This window comes from Streptomyces sp. CA2R106 (assembly GCF_037034245.1).
Taxonomy (GTDB): domain Bacteria; phylum Actinomycetota; class Actinomycetes; order Streptomycetales; family Streptomycetaceae; genus Actinacidiphila.
Genome location: NZ_JBAGKC010000001.1, coordinates 681,388 through 702,008, shown reverse-complemented (window position 1 = coordinate 702,008; position 20,621 = coordinate 681,388). Strand labels below are relative to the sequence as shown.

Sequence of the window (20,621 nt, the reverse complement as noted above, 5' to 3'; positions counted from 1 at the left end):
CCGGGCCGCGCCCCGGGCCGCGCCCCCGGTCCCCCGCTCCCGCTACTGGTCGGAGGAGAACCGCACGCTCCCCGCCGGGATACGTGCGTCGCACCACACGCGGGCGCCGCCGAGCAGTTCGTTGTCGGCGCCGACCTCCGCGTTGTCGCCGACCACCGCCCCGACGAGGACCGCGCGGCTGCCGACCCGGGCGTTGACCCCGATCAGGCTGTCGCGCACCACCGCGCCCGGCTCGATCCGCGCGCCGGCCAGTACGGCGCTGCCCTCCACCAGGGCGCCGGACCCGATGACCGCGCCCTCGGCGACACAGGTGCCGGCGAAGAGCTTGGCGTCCTCGGCGACCTCGGCGCCGGGCAGCACGAGCCGTTCGCCGCGGCGCCCGGGGACGGCCGGCGAGGGGGCGCGGCCCAGGACGAGGTCGGCGGAGCCGCGGACGAACGCCTGCGGGGTGCCGAGGTCGAGCCAGTACGTGGAGTCCACCATGCCGTGCAAGTGAGCGCCCTCGGCGAGCAGTCCGGGGAAGGTCTCCCGCTCGACGGAGACCGGACGGCCGGCGGGGATCTCGTCGAGCAGGGCGCGGGTGAAGACGTACGCGCCCGCGTTGATCTGGTCGGTGACGATCTCCTCGGGCGTCTGCGGCTTCTCCAGGAAGGCGGTGACCCGGCCGTCCGGGTCGGTGGGCACCAGCCCGAAGGCGCGCGGGTCCTCGACCCGGGTCAGGTGCAGCGACACGTCGGCGCCGCCGGCGCGGTGGGCGGCGACCAGGGCGCCGATGTCCAGGCCGGTGAGGATGTCGCCGTTGAAGACGAGGACCGGTTCGCCGGGCGCGGAGTGCAGCCGGTGGGCGACGTTGCGCAGGGCGCCGCCGGTGCCGAGCGGGTCGGTCTCGGTGACGTACTCCAGGTGCAGGCCGAGCGCGGAGCCGTCGCCGAAGTACGGCTCGAAGACCTCGGCCAGGTAGGACGTGGCCATCACCACGTGCTCGACGCCCGCGGCGCGGGCCCTGGCCAGTTGGTGGGTGAGGAACGGCACCCCCGCGGCCGGGACCATCGGCTTGGGGGTGTGTACGGTGAGCGGGCGCAGTCTGGTGCCCTTGCCGCCGACCAGCAGGATCGCCTCGGTGGCGGGACGGCGGGTCGGGTCGGCTGTACCGGCCGCGGAGGCGGGGTGTGCTCGCATGGGAACGATAGTGGCATAAGCGGTAAACCCGATAAACCACCACCTGATAACTCGTCAGCACGTCGGCCGCTGCGGCGAACCGGCGCACCGGGCCGGGCCCGCGTATCGCCCCAGGTAGCCTGGGCCGTGTGACCTCCAGCGCACTGACCCCCGCCGGACTGCTCGCCGACGCGCTGCGCGCCGACCCGGGCCGCCCGTTGATCACCTTCTACGACGACGCGACCGGCGAGCGGGTCGAGCTGTCGGTGGCGACCTTCGCCAACTGGGTGGCGAAGACGGCGAACCTGATCCAGGACGAGCTGGGCGCCGAACCCGGCGACCGGGTCGCGCTGCTGCTGCCCGCGCACTGGCAGACCGCCGTGTGGCTGGTGGCCGCGTCCGCGACCGGCGTCGTCGCGGTGCCCGGCGGCGATCCGGCGGCGGCCGACCTGGTGGTGAGCGGCCCGGACGTCCTGGAGGAGGCCGCGCGCTGCGCCGGCCCGCGGGTGGCGATGGCGCTGCGGCCGCTCGGCGGGCGGTTCCTCCAGCCGCCGCCGCAGCCGTTCCTGGACTACGCGGTCGAAGTGCCCTCCCAGAGCGACCGGTTCACGCCCTACGTGCCGGTCGGGCCGGACGACCCGGCGCTCGAACTGACGGGCGGGGAGACCCTCACCGGCGCGGAGGTGGTGGCCAGGGCCCGCGCCGAGGCCGAGGCGCTGGGGCTGGCGCCGGGTGCGCGGCTGCTGTCCGGGCTGCCGTACGACGGTTGGCACGGGCTGGCCGCGGGTCTGCTGGCACCGCTCGCCGCGGGCGCCTCCGTCGTCCTGTGCCGGCACCTCGACCAACTGCCGGCCGACGCGCTGGAGCGCCGCAAGGACGCGGAGCGCGTGACCCGCACGGTCGCACCGGGCGCCGCCTGAGCACCACTGATCACGCAGGTGCCGATCCTGCATGAAAATTTCCTCAACTCCCGCACAGAATGCGCGCTCCGGGCAACCCTTGCGGTATTTCGACTGTCTGAACGAATGCCGCGCGGGTACTCGGGTCCGATCCCTCCGGCGACTGGATGACGCCCGGCACCGCCCGCCGGGCCCCTGACCTAGGGACGGGCACGACGTGACCACGCCAGCGCAGCCATCGCGGGACGACTCCGCCGCGGACCCGGAGGACGAAGCGCCGGAAGCCGGCGAATCCGCCGAAGCACCCGTGAAGGCCGAAACCGCACCCGCACCCGACGAACCCGCCGAGGTGCCCGCACCTGCACCCGCACCCGCACCCGACTCCGATGCCGAAGTCCCCGCGCCCCGGCGCCGTTTCCGGTGGCTGAAGTACACCGCCATCGCCACCTCGGTGCTCGTGCTCGCCTGTGCCGGCGGCGTCTGGTACGTCTACCAGCACCTCAACGGCAACATCACCACCGACACGGTGACCGAGAACGAGCTGAAGGCGCAGGCGTCGCAGCGCCCGCCCGAGGGCCCGGCCTCCACCGAGAACATCCTGCTGATCGGCTCGGACAGCCGCAGCGGCGGCAACGACAAGTACGGCCAGGACACCGGCACCCAGCGCTCGGACACCACGATCCTGCTGCACCTGTCGGCCGACCGCAGCAACGCCACCGCGGTGAGCATCCCGCGCGACCTGATGGTGCACGTGCCCAAGTGCACCAAGTCCGACGGCAGCACGGTCGCCGCGAAGTTCGAACAGTTCAACTGGGCCTTCGAGTTCGGCGGCGCGGCCTGCACCATCCGCGCGGTCGAGGAGCTGACCGGCGTACGGGTCGACCACCACCTGATCGTGGACTTCAGCGGCTTCAAGAACATGGTGAACGCGGTCGGCGGCGTCGAGGTGTGCACCCCGGTCGCCATCCATGACACCTACTCGCACCTGAACCTGTCCGCGGGCAAGCACAAGCTCAACGGAGAACAGGCGCTGGGCTACGTACGGGTCCGGCACGGAATCGGCGACGGCAGCGACACCGAACGGATCAGCCGCCAGCAGGACTTCCTCGCGTCGCTGATCAAGAAGGTGCAGAGCAACGGGGTGCTGCTCAACCCCGGCAAGGTGTACCCGCTGCTGGACGCGGCCACCAAGTCGCTGACGGCCGACCCCGGCCTCAACTCGCTCAGCGACCTGTACGCGCTGGCGCAGCGCCTCCAGAAGATACCCGCCGGCTCGATCCACTTCGTCACCGCGCCCGTCGAGCCCTACGTGCAGGACCGCAACCGCGACCAGTTGGTGCAGCCCGACGCCGAGACGCTCTTCGCCGCCGTACGGGCCGACCAGCCGGTGCGGGTGAGCAGCGACGGCACGAGCAGCAGCGACGACAGCGGTACGAGCGGCAGTACGAGCAGTACGGCCGGCGCGTCGCCTTCGCCTTCGGACAGCCCGTCGGACAGCCCCTCGGCCACCGGCTCCTCGACCCCGTCGAGCACCCCGTCGAGCACCCCTTCGACCAGCCCTTCGAACGCTCCGACCTTCAAGGGAACGACGGCCGACCGAGACATCTGCGGCAAAGGCCGATGAACTAAGGTAGGGCGCTTAAGGCCACTGCGGATGGAGGTCCCGAGCGACCGTGGACACGCAAGGCTCCGAGTACGTCGACCCCGCTGACCAATGGGTGCTCGACCCGGTCACGGGCACCTACCAACTGCGGCTGGAACCGGCCGAGTCGGCGACGGAACCCGCACCCGAGCCCGCACCTGCGGCCGCACCCGGTCCCGTACCACCGCCCGCCGCGCCGCGCCCGCCCGGCAGCCGCCGGGCCGCCGCCGGCCGCGGCTCCCGGCGCGCGGGCGGGACCCGGGCCGCGGGCGCCGCGGGCACCACCGGAGCCACCGCCGCACCCAGCCGCCGCAAGCCCAAGCAGCACCGGAGCATGACGACGGTGTGGGCGGCCGGCGTCATCGGCCTGGCGGTCGTCGCGGGCGGGGTCGGCGGCTACGCCGCGTTCCACAAGTCCGGTGCGGTGGTGCACACCCTGGACGTCGGCAACGCGGGCACCTCCACCTTCTCCGCCACCGGTCAGATGAACATCCTGATGCTCGGCACCGACAGCCGGGCCGGGATCGGCCACGAGTCCGGCACCGCGGCCGCGACCGGGCAGGCCGACACCGCGGTGTTGCTGCACCTGTCGGCCGACCGCAGCAACGCCACCGCGGTGAGCATCCCGCCCAACCTCGTCACCGACGTGCCCGAGTGCCCGGTGGGCGACACCGTGGTCAAGGGCGCGAGCGGGCAGCGGTTCGCCACGGTGCTCGCCGGACGCGACGCAGGCTGCGCGATGCGGCTGGTCTCCCAGCTCACCGGGCTGCACGTGGACCACTTCGTGATGGTGGACTTCGCCGCGGTGCAGCGGCTGACCACGGCGCTCGGCGGTGTGGAGATGTGCCTGAAGCAGCCGCTGCGCGACGCCTCGACCGGGCTCTCGCTCGGCGCGGGCCGGCAGAAGGTGGCCGGTGCGCAGGCGCTGGCGCTGGTGCGCGCGGAACAGGAACTGCCCGGCTCCTCCGGTGTGCCCGCGGGCGGCGACCTGGCCCGGGTGCAGGTCCAGCAGCAGTTCCTGGCCGCGCTCTTCCGCACCGCCACCTCCGGTTCGGCGCTGACCGACCCGAAGAAGCTCAAGGCGCTGGCCACCACGGCCGCGGACGTGCTGACCGTGGACACCCCGATCGGCAGCGTCAGCGCGCTCGACACCCTGGCCGGCCAGTTCGGCAAGGTCGCCGGCAAGCACTTCACACTCGCCGAACTGCCGGTCGAGCAGAACCCGGACGACAGCACGCACCGCACCGTCGTCATCGACCAGGCGAAGTCCACGCAGCTGTTCGGCGTGGTCAAGCAGGACATCTCGCTGTCGGACGGCGCCGCCCGGACGGACCCCAAGCTGGTCGGCACCAAGGCCACCCCGCACAACACCCGTGTGACCGTCTACAACGGCACCGGTTCGTTCGGCGCCTCGCAGGACGTGCTCCTCTGGCTCCAGAACGACGAGGGCGTCAACCGCTCGGCCAACGGCGGCGACTCCGCGACGCGCGCGGCGAAGACGACACTGCGCTACGCCCCGAACCAGGCCGACCAGGCCCGCTCGCTGGCCGCGATGATGGGCCTGCCCGCGTCCGCGCTGATCGAGGGCACCAAGGACGTGCCGCCGCTGACGTACATGTCGCTCACCCTGGGCGCGGACTACACCAAACCGGGCACACCGATCGCCCCGCCCACCACCCCACCCAAGGGCCTGAAGTCGATCACGGCGGACGACACCTCCTGCGTGGGGTAGGTCACCGCGTCACCGCGATGACGGGCCCGGTATGTCCTGCCCCCCGCATGCAACTATGTCCGCCATCCGACCGTCTGACATAAGGACGGTCTGAGGAGACGGTCATGGACGGTCTGAAACGACTATCCGAAACGACGGTCTGATAAGCAGACGACGAAGACGGGATGACGGCTGCCCCAGCCGGACCGGTGAGCGGAGGAGTCCGTATGCGCGACGGCAGGGTGGGAGAGCCCGGCTACGGGGCTGCTTCCGACCCCGGCGGCCCGGACTGGGGCCAGGGCTCCTTCCACGACGGCGCGATACCCGGGCCGCGTTCGGGCGGCTCCGGCTATTTCGACGGCTCGGGTGGTGCCAGCGACCCCGGAGGTGCCAGCGGCTCCGGCGGCTTCGACGGCCCCGGCGGTTCCGGCGACAGCCCCACCCCGTCCGGTGCCGCGGCCGGCGCCGCGGGTCACGGCGGCGGGCACCGGCGCGGCGGGCGGCGCAAGACCAGGAGCCGCAAGCGCAAGGTGTTCCGCTGGGTGGCCATCGTGGTCGCGGTGGCCGTACTCGGCACCGCGGGCGCGGCCTACGGCTACTACGAGTACCTCGCCGGCAAGATCCGCAAGGGCGAGCGCAGCAGCGGCAAGACGAACGTCGCCAAGTCCAAGGCGAACTCCGCGGGCCAGACCCCGATGAACATCATGATCCTCGGCTCCGACTCCCGCTCCGACCCCGAGGACGCGAAGCTCGGCGGCGCGGCGGACGCGGCCGGCGCCCGGGCCGACGTGATCATGATCGCCCACCTGTCGGCCGACCGCAGCAACATGTCGGTGGTGAGCATCCCCCGCGACACCCGGGTGGACATCCCCGAGTGCACCGACCCCAAGACGCACAAGGTCTACGCGAAGACGAACGACATCATCAACGCCTCGCTCAGCCGCGGCGGCGCGGGCTGCACCCTGGCCACCGTGCAGAACCTCACCGGCGTCTACATCGACCACTGGCTGACCATCGACTTCGCGGGCGTGGTGAAGATGGCCGATGTCGTCGGCGGCGTCGACGTCTGCGTCAAGGAGAACGTCGACGACCACGCGACCGCGGCCCAGCCCGGCGGCTCGCACCTGCACCTGACCGCGGGCACCCACACCGTCAAGGGCCAGCAGGCGCTCCAGTGGCTGCGCACCCGGCACGCGTTCGGCAGCGACGCGGGCCGCTCGAAGGCGCAGCACATGTACATGAGCTCACTGATCCGCAAGCTGCGCGGGCAGAACCTCTTCACCGACCCGGCGAAGCTCAACAAGATCGCCACCACCGCGATGTCCGCGTTCTCGGTGTCCTCCGAGATCGGCACCCCGAAAAAGCTCTACGACCTCGGCATGCAGCTCAAGACGATCCCGCCGGACCGGATCACGATGCTGACCATGCCGCGGATCGAGGACCCCCAGGACCCGAACGCGCACTATCTGCCCGCGCCGAGCGCCTCGACGGTCTGGTCGCTGCTGCGCAACGACGTGGCGATGGACGCCAACGGCAAGGCGAAGACCGGCACCTCGTCGGCCACGCCGACCCCCTCGGCGACCACCGGCCCGGCGGCGCAGGCGCCCGCGAGCATCCCGGTCACCGTGGTCAACGGCACCGCGGGCAGCGCCGACGGCGTCGCCACCCCGGGCCGCGCCGGCGCACTCGCCAAGGCGCTGGGCACCGCGGGCTTCACCCAGGCGGCGGCCAGCCAGGACACCGGGCCGCGCGAGAGCACCGTGCTGAACTACCCCTCCAGCGGCGGCGCGCAGAGCAAGTCCGACGCGCTGTCGGTGGCGAAGGCGCTGAAGATCCCGTCGAACGACGTCAAGGCCTCCTCCGACGTGCAGACGATCACCCTGACCGTCGGCTCGGACTGGAAGAGCGGCACCGACTACAGCGCGACCCTGCCGAAGGCGGGCTCGGTGCCCGACGACGCCGACGTGATCAACGGCGCCGACACCACGGGCTGCATGGACATCCTGCCGGTCTACCAGTTCTGACCGCGGGCCCCGGGCACCTGGGGGCTCTTCGACCTGCACGCACGAGGGACCCACCGGAACCGGTGGGCCCCTCGCCGTACGCCGCTGAGGGAAGGCCGAGGGTTTACACGTCGGCCGGCTGGGCCGGCGCCGGCTCGGTCACGGCGGGCCGGCGGCTGGCGACGACCCGGCGGGCCAGCGACCGCGGGCTGGTCAGGAAGCCGTAGCCCCAGCACATGTGCATGGTGGCCAGCGCGAGCGGGATACGCAGCCGGGCGCCGATCGGCAGGCCGCGGCCGGCCGGCAGCGAGCCGAGGGTGATGCCCGCCACGTACGCGCCCGGGACGAGCAGCGCCCACGGGGTGGTGCCGCCGAGCAGAAGTCCGGCCGCGTTGGCGACCAGGGCGGTCGGGGCGGCGAGGTAGCGCGGGTTCACCGAGCCGCGGTGGTAGCGGGTCACCACCCGGCGCCAGCGGCCGTAGTCCTTGTACTGCTTGGCGAGGGCCCGCACGCTGGGCCGGGGGCGGTAGGAGACGCGCAGTTCGGGCGAGAACCATATGAGGTGGCCGACCTCGCGGATGCGGTAGTTCAGCTCCCAGTCCTGGGCGCGGACGAACTCCTCGTTGTAGCCGCCCTGCCGCTCCAGCACCTCACGGCGGAAGACGCCGAGGTAGACGGTGTCGGCGGGGGCCGCCGCGCCGCCGGTGTGGAAGGCCGCGTTGCCGACGCCGATCTTCGACGTCATGGCGGCGGCCACCGCCCGCTCCCAGTCGTTCTCGCCCTCGGCGTGCATGAGGCCGCCGACGTTCGCCGCGCCGGTGGCGTCCAGCAGGCGGACGGCGGTGGCGATGTAGTCCGGCGAGAGCATGCCGTGGCCGTCGACGCGGACCACGACCGGGTGCCGGGACGCCTTGATCGCCGCGTTGAGGGCGGCGGGGGTGCGGCCGGTGGGGTTGGGCACCGTGTGGACGCGCGGGTCCTCGGCGACCAGTTCCGCGGCGATCGCGTCGGTCCGGTCCGTGGACGGGCCGAGCGCGATGACGACCTCGAGCTCGCCCGGGTAGTCCTGCGCCAGGATGTGCCGGACGGAGTTGCGCAGATGGCGCTCCTCGTCGAGCACCGGCATGATCACGGAGACGGCCGGGAGCGCGGCGGGGGTGACAGCGTTCATTCCGGCAAACGTTACCGCTAACGGGGGACACCAGCGCGTGGGGTGAAGACTGACAGTCCTATTTGTCTCTAGCCTGATCGGGTCTTCAGGCGGCCAACCGGGTCGCAGCGCGCCGGCGGCGCCCCCGTCGCGACGGCCGCACCGCAACTGTTCGGAGGTCGCCCGTGCCGCCCACCCGAAGCCGCCAGTCGCCGTCCGGTGTCCGCCGCAGCGCCGCGGTCCCGGCGCCGACGCCGGCGCCGGCCACCGGGCAGGGGCGCGGCCCGGCGGGGCGGGTTCCGGCGGGTACGACGGGTACGAGGAGGGCAGCCGCGCAGCCCGCGGGCCCGCGGCGGCCGCGGCGCAGGCCGCCGGTGCGGCTGAGCACCAGGATCGCGGGCGGGGTGGCGCTGCTGGTGATCACCGCCAGCGGGGTCGGCCACGCGATGGTGGCCGGGCTGAACGGCGCGATCAACCGGGTGGACGCCTTCGGCGGCATCCAGAACCGGCCGGGCGGCAGCAAGGGCACCAACTTCCTGCTGGTCGGCACCGACGGCCGGGACGGGCTGGACCCGCAGGAGAAGAAGCAGTACCACCTGGGCGGAGCGCCCTGCCACTGCACCGACACGATCATGCTGGTGCACCTCTCGCAGGACCGGGACCGGGCGAGCGTGGTGTCCATCCCGCGCGACACCTACGTACAGCTGCCGGACGTGGGCCCGGCCGCCGTCCTGGCGAAGCGGGGGCAGGGCGCCGGGAAGGCCGCGGCGACCGCCACCGCCACCTCGGCGGGCGGCAGGCCGCTGGTCCCGACGCACCCGGCGAAGATCAACGAGGCGTACGCCGACGGCGGCCCCAAGCTCACCGTCAGCACGGTCGAGAAGCTGACCGGGGTGCACATCGACCACTACCTGGAAGTCGACTTCGTCAGCTTCATGAAGACCGTGGACGTGCTCGGCGGGGTCCCGGTGTGCACCACCCGCCCGTTGAAGGACTCCTACAGCGGGCTGAACCTGCCGGTGGGCACCACCACGCTCAACGGCGGCCAGGCCCTTCAGTACGTACGCTCCCGGCACATCGACGCCGACTCCGACCTCGGGCGGATGCGGCGCCAGCAGCAGTTCGTCTCCCAGGTCATCCACAAGATCACCTCCGGCGGCACCCTGGCCAACCCGATGCGGCTGGAGAAGGTGGCCGGCACCGTGCTCGGCTCGGTCCGCGCCGACGAGGGACTGCGGCCGACCGACCTGATCTCGCTGGCCCGCAGCATGAAGGGCTTCACCTCCAAGTCGTCGGAGTACGCCTCGGTGCCGCTGAGCGACCTGAGCTACCACGTGCCGGGGGTCGGCTCCACCGTGAAGTGGGACACCGCGAAGGCCGGGAAGCTGTGGGCCGCGGTCCGCGCCGACCAGCCGCTGACCGCGGACCGCGCCGGGGCCCGGCAGCCGTCCGCGGCGCCGCGGCCCACCGGGACCGTCGCCTCCGCCGGGACCGGCGGCGCGAACGGGTCCGCCGCGGGCTCCTCCTCCCCCAAGGCCGTCAAGGTCGACGTCGCCCCCGGTGGGATCAGCGTCACCGTCGCCAACGCCACCGGCGTCAGCGGCCTGGCCGGCACCGTGCAGCGGGCCCTGCGCGCGACCGGTTTCGTCACCCCGGGGCTGGCCACCACCGCCGACGGCCACCCCGCGCAGACCACCATCCGCTACGACCCCCGGTGGGACCGCTCGGTGAAGACGCTGGCCGCCGCGCTGCCCGGCGCTCGGCTGGTGCCGGACAAGGGCCGGGGCCCGGTGATGCAGGTCACCCTCGGCATGGACTTCAAGGGCCGTACGGTGCGGCCGGTGACCACGCTGGCGCCGCAGCCGGCCGCCTCCACACAGCCGGCACCGCAGGCCGCGGGATCGGGTCAGAGCGCCGATCCGGTGGGCTGCTGACTCAGCCGTCCAGGCCCTCCGCGGCGCGCTCGCGGCGCAGCTCCAGGATCGCGCGGCGGCGGGCCAGCCGGTGGGTGCGGCGGATCTGGGCCTCCTGCCAGCGGCGCCGGTCCCGGTCGTTCTCGCAGATCAGCGGCGGCACCGGGCGCGGCTTGCCCTCGGCGTCGACGGCCACGAAGACCAGGTAGGCGGTCGCGACCTGCTCACCGGGGCCGGCCTTGTTCCAGCGTTCGGCGACGACCCGGACGCCGACCTCCATGGACGTCTTGCCGGTCCAGTTCACCTGGGCCTCCACCTGGAGCAGGTCGCCGACCCGGACCGGGGCGAGGAAGGCCATCTCGTCCATGGCGCCGGTCACCGCCGGCCCCTCGGAGTGGCGGCCCGCGACGGCGCCGGCCGCGTCGTCCACCAGTTTCATCACCACGCCGCCGTGGACGGTGCCCAGCAGGTTGGTGTCGTGCGCGCTCATGATGTGGGAGAGCGTGATGCGGGAGGCGGAGGTGGGCTTCCCCGGGAGGACCGGGACCTGCGGGGTGGGCAGGGGTCCCGGCGCGGATGAGTCGATCACGCCGTCAACTGTATGCCGGTGGTGAAGACTGTCGCGGTCGTGTGCCCTTCTGTCGCGGGAGCGCTACGGCCGGTGGCCGAATGCATCGGGTCTGCCACAGAACCGCCGGTGATTGCCGGTCCCGCGCCGGGGCCGGGCACACTGGCGGGCATGAACGGTTGGAGCGATGACACCGAGCAGCGCAGGCTCTCCGAGCCGCCGCTGCCCCCTGAACTGTCGCCGCGTCGAGCCGCCGCCCACGGCGGTGTCCCGCCGCAGCAGGCACGGCGGCCGCAGCCGGGCCCGCAGCCCGGCGCCGGCGCCGGCTCCGGCGGCTACGGGCCGCCGAGCACGGGTGGACCGGGCGGCCGGGGGCCGCGCGGGCCGCGCTGGAGCACCCGCAGGAAGATCGGCTACACCGCGCTCGGCCTGGTCGTGGTGCTGCTCGTGGTGTCCGTCTCCACGTACTTCTGGGCCGACTCCAAGGTGCGCCGCGAGGTGGACCTGAGCGCGATCAACAAGGAGGCGGGCGCTCCTGCCAAGGGCAAGGGCACCAACTACCTGATCGTGGGCTCCGACAGCCGCGAGGGCCTGACCGCGGCCCAGGAGAAGGAGCTGCACACCGGCTCCGACTCCGGGCAGCGCACCGACTCGATGATGATCCTGCACACCGGCAGCAACGGCACCACGATGCTGAGCCTGCCGCGCGACTCCTACGTGACGATCCCGTCGTTCTACGGCAAGGAGACCAAGAAGCAGTACCCGGCCTCCACGCACAAGCTCAACAAGTCGTACGCGGACGGCGGCCCCGAGCTGCTGACCCGCACCGTGGAGTACAACACGGGCATCCACATCGACCACTACGCGGAGATCGGCTTCTCCGGCTTCGTGAACCTGGTCGACGCCCTGGGCGGGGTGCGGCTGTGCCTGGACGCGCCGCTGAAGGACAAGGCGTCGGGCGCTGACTTGCAGAAGGGCTGCCAGAAGGTCAACGGCAAGGAGTCCCTCGCCTACGTCCGCGAGCGGCACCAGGAGGCGGACCAGGACCTGGGGCGCATGAAGCACCAGCAGCAGTTCCTGTCCACGCTGGCGCACCAGGCGGCGTCGCCGTCCACCATCCTGAACCCGTTCAAGCTCTACCCGGTGATCGGCTCGGGTCTGGACACCCTGGTGGTGGACAAGAACATGAGCCTGCTCGACCTGACGCACATGTTCTTCGCGATGAAGGGCGTCAGCGGCGGCGACGGCAAGCAGCTGACGGTGCCGATAGCCAACGCCAACTACCAGACCGGCGACGGCGACTCGGTGCTGTGGGACAAGACGAAGTCCAAGCAGCTCTTCGGCGAGCTCCAGCAGGACGAGAAGGTCGACGTCGGCACCACCACCGGCTGACCGGCGCCCCGCCTCGTACGGGAGTCCCACAGGCAGCGGCCCCGGCCCCTTGAGCCAGAGAGGGGGTACCGGGGCCGCTGCCGTGCGTCACGCGGCGCGCATCCCGGTGGCCGCGGGCACCCACTGGTCCAGTTCGTTGCGCCAGTAGCGGGCGACGTTCAGCCGGGTCGGCTTCTGCTGGCCGGGCAGCTGGAACTTCAGCGAGCTCCACATGGTGTTGCGGTGGACCTCGCTGATGAGGCGGGCGGCCTCCTGCCGCGGTATCGCGGCGACCAGCTCCTTGGGACGGGCGCTCATCCGGCCCGCCTTGTGGAAGACCACGGCCTGCTCGGTGACCGTGACGAAGTAGTACTTCACGAACAGCGTCCCCATGGCGCCGATGGCCGCGATGAACCACGGGCTCGGGCCGGTCTGGACGTGGATCGTGGCGATCGGCCGGTCGGCCGGGTTGATCTGCGCGATGGCCTGCGCCACCTGCTCCTGCATGGTGGACTTGCGAATGGCCATGGACGTACCCCCATTGTGTTCGACGTGCTGACATGCGAAGACGCCGCCGCCGGCGGACCGGCGGCGGCGTCGCAGCGTATCGCCCTCGAACGTGTCGGGGACATGCACGGAGCGTCCTTGGGACGAACCCGTGACCGGACTTCGGATCAGTGGCGCGCGGAAGCGCTGCGCCGGCGCAGACCGAAGACGGCGCCGCCGCCCACGACGACCAGGGCGCTCGCGATGCCCGCGATCATCCCGGTGTTGCTACCGCCACCGGTCTCGGCGAGGTTGCCGCTCGGCGACGGGGAACTGGTGTCGGCCACCGCGGCGACGGACGTGCTCGCCACGGCGCTCGGGCTGTCGGACGCCGCCGGGGAAGAGGCCGACGTCGACGGCGAGGTGGAGGGCGAGGCCGAGGGAGCGGTCGCGGGCGCCGACGGGGAGGCGGGCGAGGTGGGCGCCGACGCGCCGCACTCGGTGTTCGGCAGGGTGACGCCGTTGGCCACCGACTGGTTGTCGAAGTACCCCTGGACGGACGCGAGCACCTGGTAGTGCGCGCCCGCGGACCACGGCACCGAGATGGTGAAGTCACCGCTGTCGGTGTACTTCTGCTGGGCGACCTGCTTGCCGCTGTCGTCCTTGACCGTGATCGTGACCGGACGGGTGCGGTCGGTGTCGTGCACGGTGATGACGCCGTTGCCGCTCTGCTGGTCGCAGGTGGCGGAGCCGGTGAACGAGAAGTCCTTGATGTTGCAGGCTGACGCGGTGCCTGCGACGCCGAGCGCGAGCGCGACTGCGGCGGAGGCAACGCCTACGTAACGCACCGTCAGGGAGGTGCGGCGGGAGGATATGGACACGTTTGCCCTTCACAGAAATCGGAGCAGAAGTGCGGATGGCCATCAGGCATGTGACACAGTGACCCCCCGGTCACCGCCAATGGCCCACACAGCTCTACAAGCGACCGCAACCGCTTGTCAATTGGTCGCAAACCGACCGCTAAACCTGTCCACGTGCACAAAGTTCACACAAACCGTCGCGACCCCGTGTGGGTTTATTACAGAGTTGAGACGCGGGGAACCCCGGCACCCCTCGACGGCGTCCTACGCGCGCACCGCCCGGCGGGCCGCCGCGCCCGCGAGCGCACCCGCCGGTCCGGCGGCAATTGCACACGGGCCCGGCCGGGAACGGCCGGGCCCGCGGTGGCGCCCACTCCTGCCGGCGGGCTCAGCCCTTGAGGAGCTGACGGGCCATCACGATCCGCTGGACCTGGTTGGTGCCCTCGTAGATCTGGGTGATCTTGGCGTCGCGCATCATGCGCTCCAGCGGGTAGTCCCGGGTGTAGCCGTAGCCGCCGAGGAGCTGGACGGCGTCGGTGGTGATCTCCATGGCCGCGTCGGAGGCGTAGCACTTGGCGGCGGCGCCGAAGAACGTCAGGTCGGCGTCGGAGCGCTCGGACCTGGCGGCGGCGGCGTAGGTGATCTGCCGGGCGGCCTCCAGCTTCATCGCCATGTCGGCCAGCATGAACTGGATGCCCTGGAAGTCGGCGATGGCCTTGCCGAACTGCTTGCGCTCCTGGACGTATCCCTTGGCGTAGTCCAGCGCGCCCTGGGCGATGCCGAGCGCCTGGGCGGCGATGGTGACGCGGGTGTGGTCCAGGGTCTTCATCGCGGTGGCGAAGCCGGTGCCCTCCTCGCCGATCATCCGGCTCGCGGGGATGCGGACGTTGTCGAAGTAGACCTCGCGGGTCGGGGACCCCTTGATGCCGAGCTTCTTCTCGGGCGCGCCGAAGGAGACGCCCTCGTCGCCCTTCTCGACCACGAACGCCGAGATGCCCTTCGACCGCTTCTCGGGGTCGGTCACGGCCATCACCGTGTAGTACTCCGAGACGCCGGCGTTGGTGATCCAGCGCTTGACGCCGTTGAGGACGTAGGTGTCGCCGTCGCGCACCGCGCGGGTCTTCATGCCCGCGGCGTCGGAACCGGCGTCCGGCTCCGACAGCGCGTAGGAGAACATGCCCTCCTTGCGGGCCAGCGCGCCGAGGTACTTCGCCTTCAACTCCTCGGAGCCGGACAGCTGGACCGGCAGCGAGCCCAGCTTGTTGACCGCCGGGATGAGGGAGGACGACGCGCAGACCCGCGCCACCTCCTCGATCACGATCACGGTGGACAGCGCGTCGGCGCCGGAGCCGTCGTACGCCTCGGGTACGTGGATGGCGTGCAGGTCGTTGGCCTCCAGGGCGTCGCGCGCCTCCTGGGGGAAGCGCGACTGCTCGTCGACCTCGGCGGCGAAGGGGGCGATCTTGGCCTCGGCGAGCGACCGGACGGCGTCGCGGAGCATCTCGTGCTCCTCAGAGGTCCGGAACAGGTCGAAGTCGGCTGCGGCCATGAAGTCTCACTCCCGAGTGTTTGCTACCGTTCAGTAACTCCGCAACCCTACGGTTGCGGGGCGGCGGGTGCCAACGGGCCCGCGCCTGTGATCTTTCCCCCGCGTGACGTTGGCGACACCGGGCCGCGCCGATCACGACACGTTCTTGCCCAGGGTGTCGACGCCGTCGGTGGTCGCCAGGTAGTGCGCCATGGTGTCGTTGCGCATCGCCTCCCACAGCTCGTCCGAGGCGTTGGCGTCCAGCAGCACCACCGACTGCTTGTCGACGGTGTCGAAGCCCGCGACCGGCGCGTTCATGAACGCCATGTCCTTCGACCGCACCCCGCGCAGGTGCCACACCAGGTCGCGCAGGTCGCCGTCGGTCAGCCGGTCGTCGAAGCTGACCACCGAAGTGACCTGGTCGAGGGTGCGCTTGAGCTTCAGCGGGTTGGTGAAGGTGCCGGTGGACAGCAGCTTGCCGAGCACGGCGCGCAGGAAGTTCTGCTGGCGGTGGGTGCGGTCGAGGTCGCCGCGCGGCAGCCCGTAGCGCTCGCGGACGTAGTCCAGCGCCTCGGCGCCGTCCATGTGGTGGGTGCCCGCGGTCCACACGCCGCCGGGGCCGTTGCGCCGCGAGACGGTCTTGTCGACGGTGATGTCCACCCCGCCGATCGCGTCCGTGAGCTTCTTGAAGCCGCTCCAGTCGATCACCATCAGGTGGTCGATCCGCACCTTCGTCAGGCGCTGCACCGTGTCGATCAGCAGCGGCGGGCCGCCCCAGGAGAAGGCCGCGTTCAGCTTGGCCCTGCCGTGGCCGGGGACGTCCACCCAGGAGTCGCGGGGCAGCGAGACGACGTAGGCGTTCTTGTGGTCGGCGGGGATGTGCACCAGCATCATCGTGTCGCTGCGCTGGGCTCCCGGCTTCCACTCGGGCGCCTTGGCGCCCTTGCCGGTGGTGGGCAGGTCGGACCGCGCGTCCAGGCCGACGAGCAGGAACGTCTGGCTGCCGCTGCGGGACGGCTGCGGCACCGCGGACTGCGGCACGTCGGTGGGGAAGGCGTTGGGGATGCGCTGCACCCGGCCGGTGTAGTGGTGGTAGGCCCAGTAGCCGGTGCCGACGATCAGCAGGGCGCCGACGCACAGCAGGCTCAGGGCGGCGTAGAGCACCCGGCGGGTTCGGCGCCGCCGCCGCGCCCGCCGGTCGGGCGCGGGGTCCTTGGGGCCGGGGCCCTTGGGGCCGGGGTCCTTGGGTGCGGGGTCTTCGGGGCTGGGCCCGGCAGACCCGCCTTGGGGGTCCATGGGTGCGGGGTCGGGCTCGGCGGGCCGGCCTCGGGGGTCTGAGGGTGCGGGTTCGGAGGGTGCCTGCTCCGGGCCCGAGGAGGCGTTCGGATCTTCGCCCGTGCCGTCCGGTCCAGCCTCGTACGCCATGACGCACCCCCACCCCGGTTGGCCTGTGGCCGTATGGACGCATTGTGGCCCCTCGGCCGCCGCCGCACGCTGGATTCGGCCGAGCCGGTCCGGACTATGCTTCGGCGCATGCCTCTGAAGCTCACCGTCATCGGCACCGGTTACCTCGGCGCCACCCATGCCGCCGCCATGGCCGAGCTGGGATTCGAGGTGCTCGGCCTCGACATCGACGAGAGCAAGATCGCCACCCTGGCCCAGGGCCGGGTGCCGATGTACGAGCCCGGCCTGGAGGACCTGCTGGCCAAGCACGTGGCCGGGATCGAGGGCTCCAGCGGGCGGCTGCGCTTCACCACGTCGTGGGAGGAGGTCGCCGACTTCGGCGACGTGCACTTCGTCTGCGTCAACACCCCGCAGAAGCAGGGCGAGTACGCCTGCGACATGAGCTACGTGGACAGCGCCGTCAGCCTGCTCGCGCCGCACCTGCGCCGGCCCGCGCTGGTGGTGGGCAAGTCCACCGTGCCGGTCGGCAGCGCCGCCCGGCTGGCCGGGATGCTGCGCGAGCTGGCACCGGCGGGCGACGGCGTCGAGCTGGCCTGGAATCCGGAGTTCCTGCGCGAGGGCTTCGCGGTGCAGGACACCCTGCACCCGGACCGGATCGTGGTCGGCGTGGCCAGTGAGCGCGCCGAGTCCCTGCTGCGGGAGGTCTACGGCGGGCCGATCGCGGAGGGGACGCCGTTCATCGTCGCGGACTACCCGACCTCCGAGCTGGTCAAGACCGCCGCGAACGCCTTCCTCGCCACGAAGATCTCCTTCATCAACGCCATGGCCGAGGTGTGCGAGGCCGCCGGCGGCGACGTCGCGGTGCTCGCCGAGGCCATAGGGCACGACGACCGGATCGGGAAGAAGTTCCTGCGCGCCGGGATCGGCTTCGGCGGCGGCTGCCTGCCCAAGGACATCCGCGCGTTCATGGCGCGGGCCGGCGAACTGGGCGCGGACCAGGCGCTGACCTTCCTGCGCGAGGTCGACTCCGTCAACATGCGGCGCCGCACCCACATGGTGGAGTGGGCCCGCGAGGCGCTGGGCGGCAGCTTCCTCGGGCGCCGGATCGCGGTGCTCGGCGCCGCCTTCAAGCCCGACTCCGACGACGTGCGCGACTCCCCCGCGCTGAACGTCGCGGGCCAGATCCACCTCCAGGGCGGCCAGGTCACCGTCTACGACCCCAAGGGCATGGCCAACGCCCGGCGGCTCTTCCCGACCCTGGGGTACGCCGACAGCGCTTTGGACGCGGTCCGCGGCGCGGACATCGTCCTGCACCTCACCGAGTGGCGCGAGTTCCGCGACCTGGACCCGGTCGCGCTGGCCGACGTGGCCGGGCAGCTGCACATCCTCGACGGGCGCAACGCGCTCGACGCGGAGCTGTGGCGCAAGGCGGGCTGGACCTTCCGCGCGATGGGCCGCCCCAACGCGTAACGACGCGGGGCACGCGGCCCCGTCCGCCCCAGACGCCGCCTGACTGCGTGTCAGGGGGCCCTGTGCGCCGCCGCGTTCACTTCCGGCCGCGGTAGGCCCGCATCTTCGCCCGGCTGCCGCAGACCGCCATCGAGCACCACCGGCCGCGGCCGGCCGGGCTGCGGTCGTAGTAGGCCCAGCGGCAGGTGTCGGCCGCGCACGCCTTCAGACGGTGCCAGGTGCCGTCCGCGGCGGCCGCCGCGATCGCCGCGGCCACCTGCGCGGTCAGGGCCGCGACGCCGTCGTCCGTAGGGCCCGGCACCACCGTGGCGGCGCCCGCCGGATCGACCGCGAGCCGCAGCGGGGCCGCGGCCAGCAGCCCGTCCAGCGCGGCGACCGCCTCCGGCGCCATGTCGGTGCCCGCGTGCGCGGAGCAGGCGTCGCGCAGCGCCTCGCGCAGCGTCAGGACCATGTCGAGCCCCGCCCAGTCGAAGCCGCCGCCCTCGGTGATCCCGTGCTCGCGCGCCCATGCCGCCAGCGCCTCCGGGCTGCCCAGCGCGTCGGATTCCGCGTCCTCCAGGTCGACGGTGTTGACCAGGTCCTGCACCAGCCGAAGCGACTGGGGTGCGGCATGGCGGTCTCCGGGCTGCTCCACCCCCGCAACGTTACTGCCGAATCAGCCTTGCAGCGTTACCTCAATACCGCCATCATGAGGTAACGGTTACCAGCAAGGGCCGGGAGCAGGTAACGCTCCCGGCCCGCCTGACACCTTATGGAGCCCGCATGATCGGCACCCTCGGCGCTGTCGTCCTCGACTGCCCGGACCCCGCCTCGCTCGCCGCCTTCTACGCGGAACTGGTCGGCGGCACCGTCGACGCCGAGGACAGCACCTGGGTCGACCTCAACCGCGAGGACGGGCAGCGGCTGTCCTTCCAGCTCGCCCCCGCCCATAGGGCGCCGGCCTGGCCGGACCCGGAGCGGCCGCAGCAGTTCCACCTGGACATCGCGGTGCCGCGCGAGCAGATGGACACCGCCGAGCAGCAGGTCCTCTCGCTGGGCGCGACCCTGCTCGAGGGCGACCAGGGCGGCACGCGCAACTGGCGGGTGTACGCCGACCCGGCGGGCCACCCCTTCTGCCTGTGCGCCTGCTGACCGGGCACTCGTCGGCGCCCGTCAGACATCAGTAGGACCCGGCCGCGCCGCACCCAGCCCGCCCGACGCCAGGACGTGTCCCATCCGTGGCCTGGGCGTATCCCCGCCGTAGCCCGGCCCCGCGATGCTGCGATCGGACCCGGCCGCCCGGCCGGGTCCGGCAGCCGGCGACCGGCCGGCGCCGGGCCGGTGACGAGCGGGGCGGGGGGCGGGTGCGATGCCGCGGACGCCTGCCAGGGTCCGCCGCAGGACGCGCGTCCCGGCGCCCGGCCCGCCCGCGGCCGGCACGAGCAGCGCGGACACCGCCGCCGAGGAGGAGGCCCACGACCAGCCCGGGCGGGCCGGCAGGGCCCTGTGGCGGCGCCTGCCGCTGCGTACCGCCGCCGGGCTCGTGCCGGCCGTCCTGGTCGGCGTGTGGGCGCTCGCGCACCGCTCCTTGATGGCGTCGGGCGTGCACGACCTGGTCGCCGCCGACCCCGGCTGGCTGCTGGCGGCGCTGGCCTGCACCGGCCTCGGCTGGGCCGCCAACTCCGTCGCCCGCCAGGGCACCGTCCTGGAACCCCTGCCCCGGCTCCCGCTGCTGGCCACCCAGTTCGCGGCGACCGCCGCCGGCCAGCTCGCCCCCGCCGGGCTCGGCGCCAGCGCGGTCAACCTGCGGTTCCTGCGTGTCAACGGGGTGCCGCTGGCCCGCGCGACGGCCGCCCTCGCGCTGTACTCGCTCGCCGAGTCCTGCTGCCGCGTGGGCCTGCTGCTGGTGCTGCTCGCCGCCAATCCGCACGCCCTGCACGCCAAGGGCCTGCTGCCGGACGGGGACGGGCTCCTGCTGCTGGCCGCGGCGGCCGCCGCGGTGACCGCCGCGGCCGTCCTCACCCTGGTGCTCGCCGGCTCGCTGCGCCGCGCGGCCGCCGGGTTCGTCACCGACGCGCTCGCCGACGCCCGCACCCTGCACGCGCGGCCGGAGCGCGCACTGGCGCTGTGGGGCGGCTCGCTGGTCTTCCCGCTGATCCAGGCCGCATCGATGGCCGCCGTCGCCCGCGCCCTCGACCTGCCGGTCGCGCCGGTGCCCGTCGCGCTCGCCTACCTCGCCGCCACCTGCGCGGCCGCCCTGGTGCCCACCCCCGGCGGCATCGGCTCGGTGGACGCGGCCCTGGCCGTCGCCCTGGTCGCCGCGGGCGCCCCCACCGGGGCGGCCGCGTCGGCGGTGCTCGCCTTCCGGATCGTCACCGTGTGGCTGCCGCTGCTGCCCGCCGCCCTGACCCTGAGCGCCCTGATCCGCCGCAAGGTGCTCTGACCGGCCGCCGCCACGGGTCTGTGGACCACCGGGCCG

Annotated in this window: 17 protein-coding genes; 9 read left to right on the top strand and 8 right to left on the bottom strand. The window is 72.7% G+C overall.

Translation table 11 applies throughout. From position 1 onward, the window contains the following. Positions 1-42: 42 nt before the first annotated feature. Positions 43-1,179 carry an NDP-sugar synthase gene (locus tag WA788_RS03025; protein WP_335971173.1) on the bottom strand — a complete coding sequence of 379 codons (1,137 nt, stop codon included), beginning with the start codon at positions 1,177-1,179 and terminating at the stop codon, positions 43-45. Positions 1,180-1,307: 128 nt separating this feature from the next. Between WA788_RS03025 and WA788_RS03020 the strand changes: the two genes are divergently transcribed. The 4 genes from WA788_RS03020 (at position 1,308) to WA788_RS03005 (ending at position 7,434) form a co-directional block, all read left to right on the top strand. After that, the gene (locus WA788_RS03020; RefSeq protein ID WP_335971170.1) at positions 1,308-2,078 is read left to right on the top strand and encodes a TIGR03089 family protein; all 771 of its coding nucleotides are present in this window, start codon (positions 1,308-1,310) and stop codon (positions 2,076-2,078) included. 196 nt (positions 2,079-2,274) lie between these two features. Then, on the top strand, positions 2,275-3,681 hold the full coding sequence (locus tag WA788_RS03015) for an LCP family protein (protein ID WP_335971168.1): 1,407 nt from the start codon (positions 2,275-2,277) through the stop codon (positions 3,679-3,681). A gap of 49 nt (positions 3,682-3,730) precedes the next feature. Continuing rightward, the gene (locus WA788_RS03010) at positions 3,731-5,431 is read left to right on the top strand and encodes an LCP family protein (RefSeq protein ID WP_335971166.1); all 1,701 of its coding nucleotides are present in this window, start codon (positions 3,731-3,733) and stop codon (positions 5,429-5,431) included. 206 nt (positions 5,432-5,637) lie between these two features. Continuing rightward, the gene (locus tag WA788_RS03005; protein WP_335971163.1) at positions 5,638-7,434 is read left to right on the top strand and encodes an LCP family protein; all 1,797 of its coding nucleotides are present in this window, start codon (positions 5,638-5,640) and stop codon (positions 7,432-7,434) included. Positions 7,435-7,537: 103 nt separating this feature from the next. Here WA788_RS03005 and WA788_RS03000 read toward each other — a convergent pair whose 3' ends face one another. Continuing rightward, positions 7,538-8,584: a glycosyltransferase family 2 protein gene (locus WA788_RS03000; protein ID WP_335971162.1), complete on the bottom strand. Its 1,047-nt coding sequence runs from the start codon at positions 8,582-8,584 to the stop codon at positions 7,538-7,540. 164 nt (positions 8,585-8,748) lie between these two features. Between WA788_RS03000 and WA788_RS02995 the strand changes: the two genes are divergently transcribed. Next, positions 8,749-10,497, top strand: a complete 1,749-nt coding sequence (locus tag WA788_RS02995) for an LCP family protein (protein WP_443033950.1) — start codon at positions 8,749-8,751, stop codon at positions 10,495-10,497. 1 nt (position 10,498) lies between these two features. On the opposite strand, the gene WA788_RS02990 is transcribed toward WA788_RS02995, so the two are convergent. Continuing rightward, on the bottom strand, positions 10,499-10,966 hold the full coding sequence (locus tag WA788_RS02990; protein WP_335971301.1) for an acyl-CoA thioesterase: 468 nt from the start codon (positions 10,964-10,966) through the stop codon (positions 10,499-10,501). Positions 10,967-11,215: 249 nt separating this feature from the next. Here WA788_RS02990 and WA788_RS02985 point away from each other — a divergent pair, with 249 nt between their 5' ends. Continuing rightward, positions 11,216-12,436 (top strand): LCP family protein, encoded by a 1,221-nt coding sequence (locus WA788_RS02985; RefSeq protein ID WP_335971158.1) that lies wholly within the window; start codon positions 11,216-11,218, stop codon positions 12,434-12,436. A gap of 87 nt (positions 12,437-12,523) precedes the next feature. Here the strand turns inward: WA788_RS02985 and WA788_RS02980 are convergent, their stop codons facing one another. From WA788_RS02980 to WA788_RS02965, 4 genes are all read right to left on the bottom strand, one after another. After that, positions 12,524-12,943, bottom strand: coding sequence for a hypothetical protein (locus tag WA788_RS02980; protein ID WP_335971156.1), 420 nt, complete (start codon positions 12,941-12,943; stop codon positions 12,524-12,526). 146 nt (positions 12,944-13,089) lie between these two features. Further along, complete coding sequence (locus WA788_RS02975; RefSeq protein WP_335971154.1) at positions 13,090-13,782, bottom strand: LAETG motif-containing sortase-dependent surface protein; 693 nt, start codon at positions 13,780-13,782, stop codon at positions 13,090-13,092. A 367-nt stretch (positions 13,783-14,149) separates the two neighbouring features. Continuing rightward, entirely contained in the window at positions 14,150-15,310 is a 1,161-nt protein-coding gene (locus WA788_RS02970) for an acyl-CoA dehydrogenase family protein (RefSeq protein WP_335971152.1), read from the bottom strand. Positions 15,311-15,442: 132 nt separating this feature from the next. Continuing rightward, a complete protein-coding gene (locus tag WA788_RS02965; RefSeq protein WP_335971150.1) occupies positions 15,443-16,585 on the bottom strand; it encodes an LCP family protein in 1,143 nt (380 codons plus the stop codon). A 237-nt stretch (positions 16,586-16,822) separates the two neighbouring features. Here WA788_RS02965 and WA788_RS02960 point away from each other — a divergent pair, with 237 nt between their 5' ends. Then, positions 16,823-18,163 carry a UDP-glucose dehydrogenase family protein gene (locus tag WA788_RS02960; RefSeq protein WP_335971149.1) on the top strand — a complete coding sequence of 447 codons (1,341 nt, stop codon included), beginning with the start codon at positions 16,823-16,825 and terminating at the stop codon, positions 18,161-18,163. 76 nt (positions 18,164-18,239) lie between these two features. Here WA788_RS02960 and WA788_RS02955 read toward each other — a convergent pair whose 3' ends face one another. Then, complete coding sequence (locus WA788_RS02955; protein WP_335971147.1) at positions 18,240-18,797, bottom strand: CGNR zinc finger domain-containing protein; 558 nt, start codon at positions 18,795-18,797, stop codon at positions 18,240-18,242. A 128-nt stretch (positions 18,798-18,925) separates the two neighbouring features. On the opposite strand from WA788_RS02955, the gene WA788_RS02950 reads away from it, so the two are divergent. Beyond that, a complete protein-coding gene (locus WA788_RS02950) occupies positions 18,926-19,294 on the top strand; it encodes a VOC family protein (RefSeq protein ID WP_335971146.1) in 369 nt (122 codons plus the stop codon). Between the two features lie 217 nt (positions 19,295-19,511). Continuing rightward, positions 19,512-20,585, top strand: a complete 1,074-nt coding sequence (locus WA788_RS02945) for a lysylphosphatidylglycerol synthase domain-containing protein (RefSeq protein WP_335971145.1) — start codon at positions 19,512-19,514, stop codon at positions 20,583-20,585. Positions 20,586-20,621 lie beyond the last annotated feature (36 nt).

What these genes read in the sequence shown, in the direction of transcription:
- WA788_RS02965 (WP_335971150.1), bottom strand. Translation starts at nt 16,585, where the DNA reads ATGGACCCCCAAGGCGGGTCTGCCGGGCCCAGCCCCGAAGACCCCGCA.
- WA788_RS02970 (WP_335971152.1), bottom strand. Translation starts at nt 15,310, where the DNA reads ATGGCCGCAGCCGACTTCGACCTGTTCCGGACCTCTGAGGAGCACGAG.
- WA788_RS03005 (WP_335971163.1), top strand. Translation starts at nt 5,638, where the DNA reads ATGCGCGACGGCAGGGTGGGAGAGCCCGGCTACGGGGCTGCTTCCGAC.
- WA788_RS02960 (WP_335971149.1), top strand. Translation starts at nt 16,823, where the DNA reads ATGCCTCTGAAGCTCACCGTCATCGGCACCGGTTACCTCGGCGCCACC.
- WA788_RS02945 (WP_335971145.1), top strand. Translation starts at nt 19,512, where the DNA reads ATGCCGCGGACGCCTGCCAGGGTCCGCCGCAGGACGCGCGTCCCGGCG.
- WA788_RS02985 (WP_335971158.1), top strand. Translation starts at nt 11,216, where the DNA reads ATGAACGGTTGGAGCGATGACACCGAGCAGCGCAGGCTCTCCGAGCCG.
- WA788_RS02980 (WP_335971156.1), bottom strand. Translation starts at nt 12,943, where the DNA reads ATGGCCATTCGCAAGTCCACCATGCAGGAGCAGGTGGCGCAGGCCATC.
- WA788_RS03025 (WP_335971173.1), bottom strand. Translation starts at nt 1,179, where the DNA reads ATGCGAGCACACCCCGCCTCCGCGGCCGGTACAGCCGACCCGACCCGC.
- WA788_RS03000 (WP_335971162.1), bottom strand. Translation starts at nt 8,584, where the DNA reads ATGAACGCTGTCACCCCCGCCGCGCTCCCGGCCGTCTCCGTGATCATG.
- WA788_RS02990 (WP_335971301.1), bottom strand. Translation starts at nt 10,966, where the DNA reads ATGAGCGCGCACGACACCAACCTGCTGGGCACCGTCCACGGCGGCGTG.
- WA788_RS02950 (WP_335971146.1), top strand. Translation starts at nt 18,926, where the DNA reads ATGATCGGCACCCTCGGCGCTGTCGTCCTCGACTGCCCGGACCCCGCC.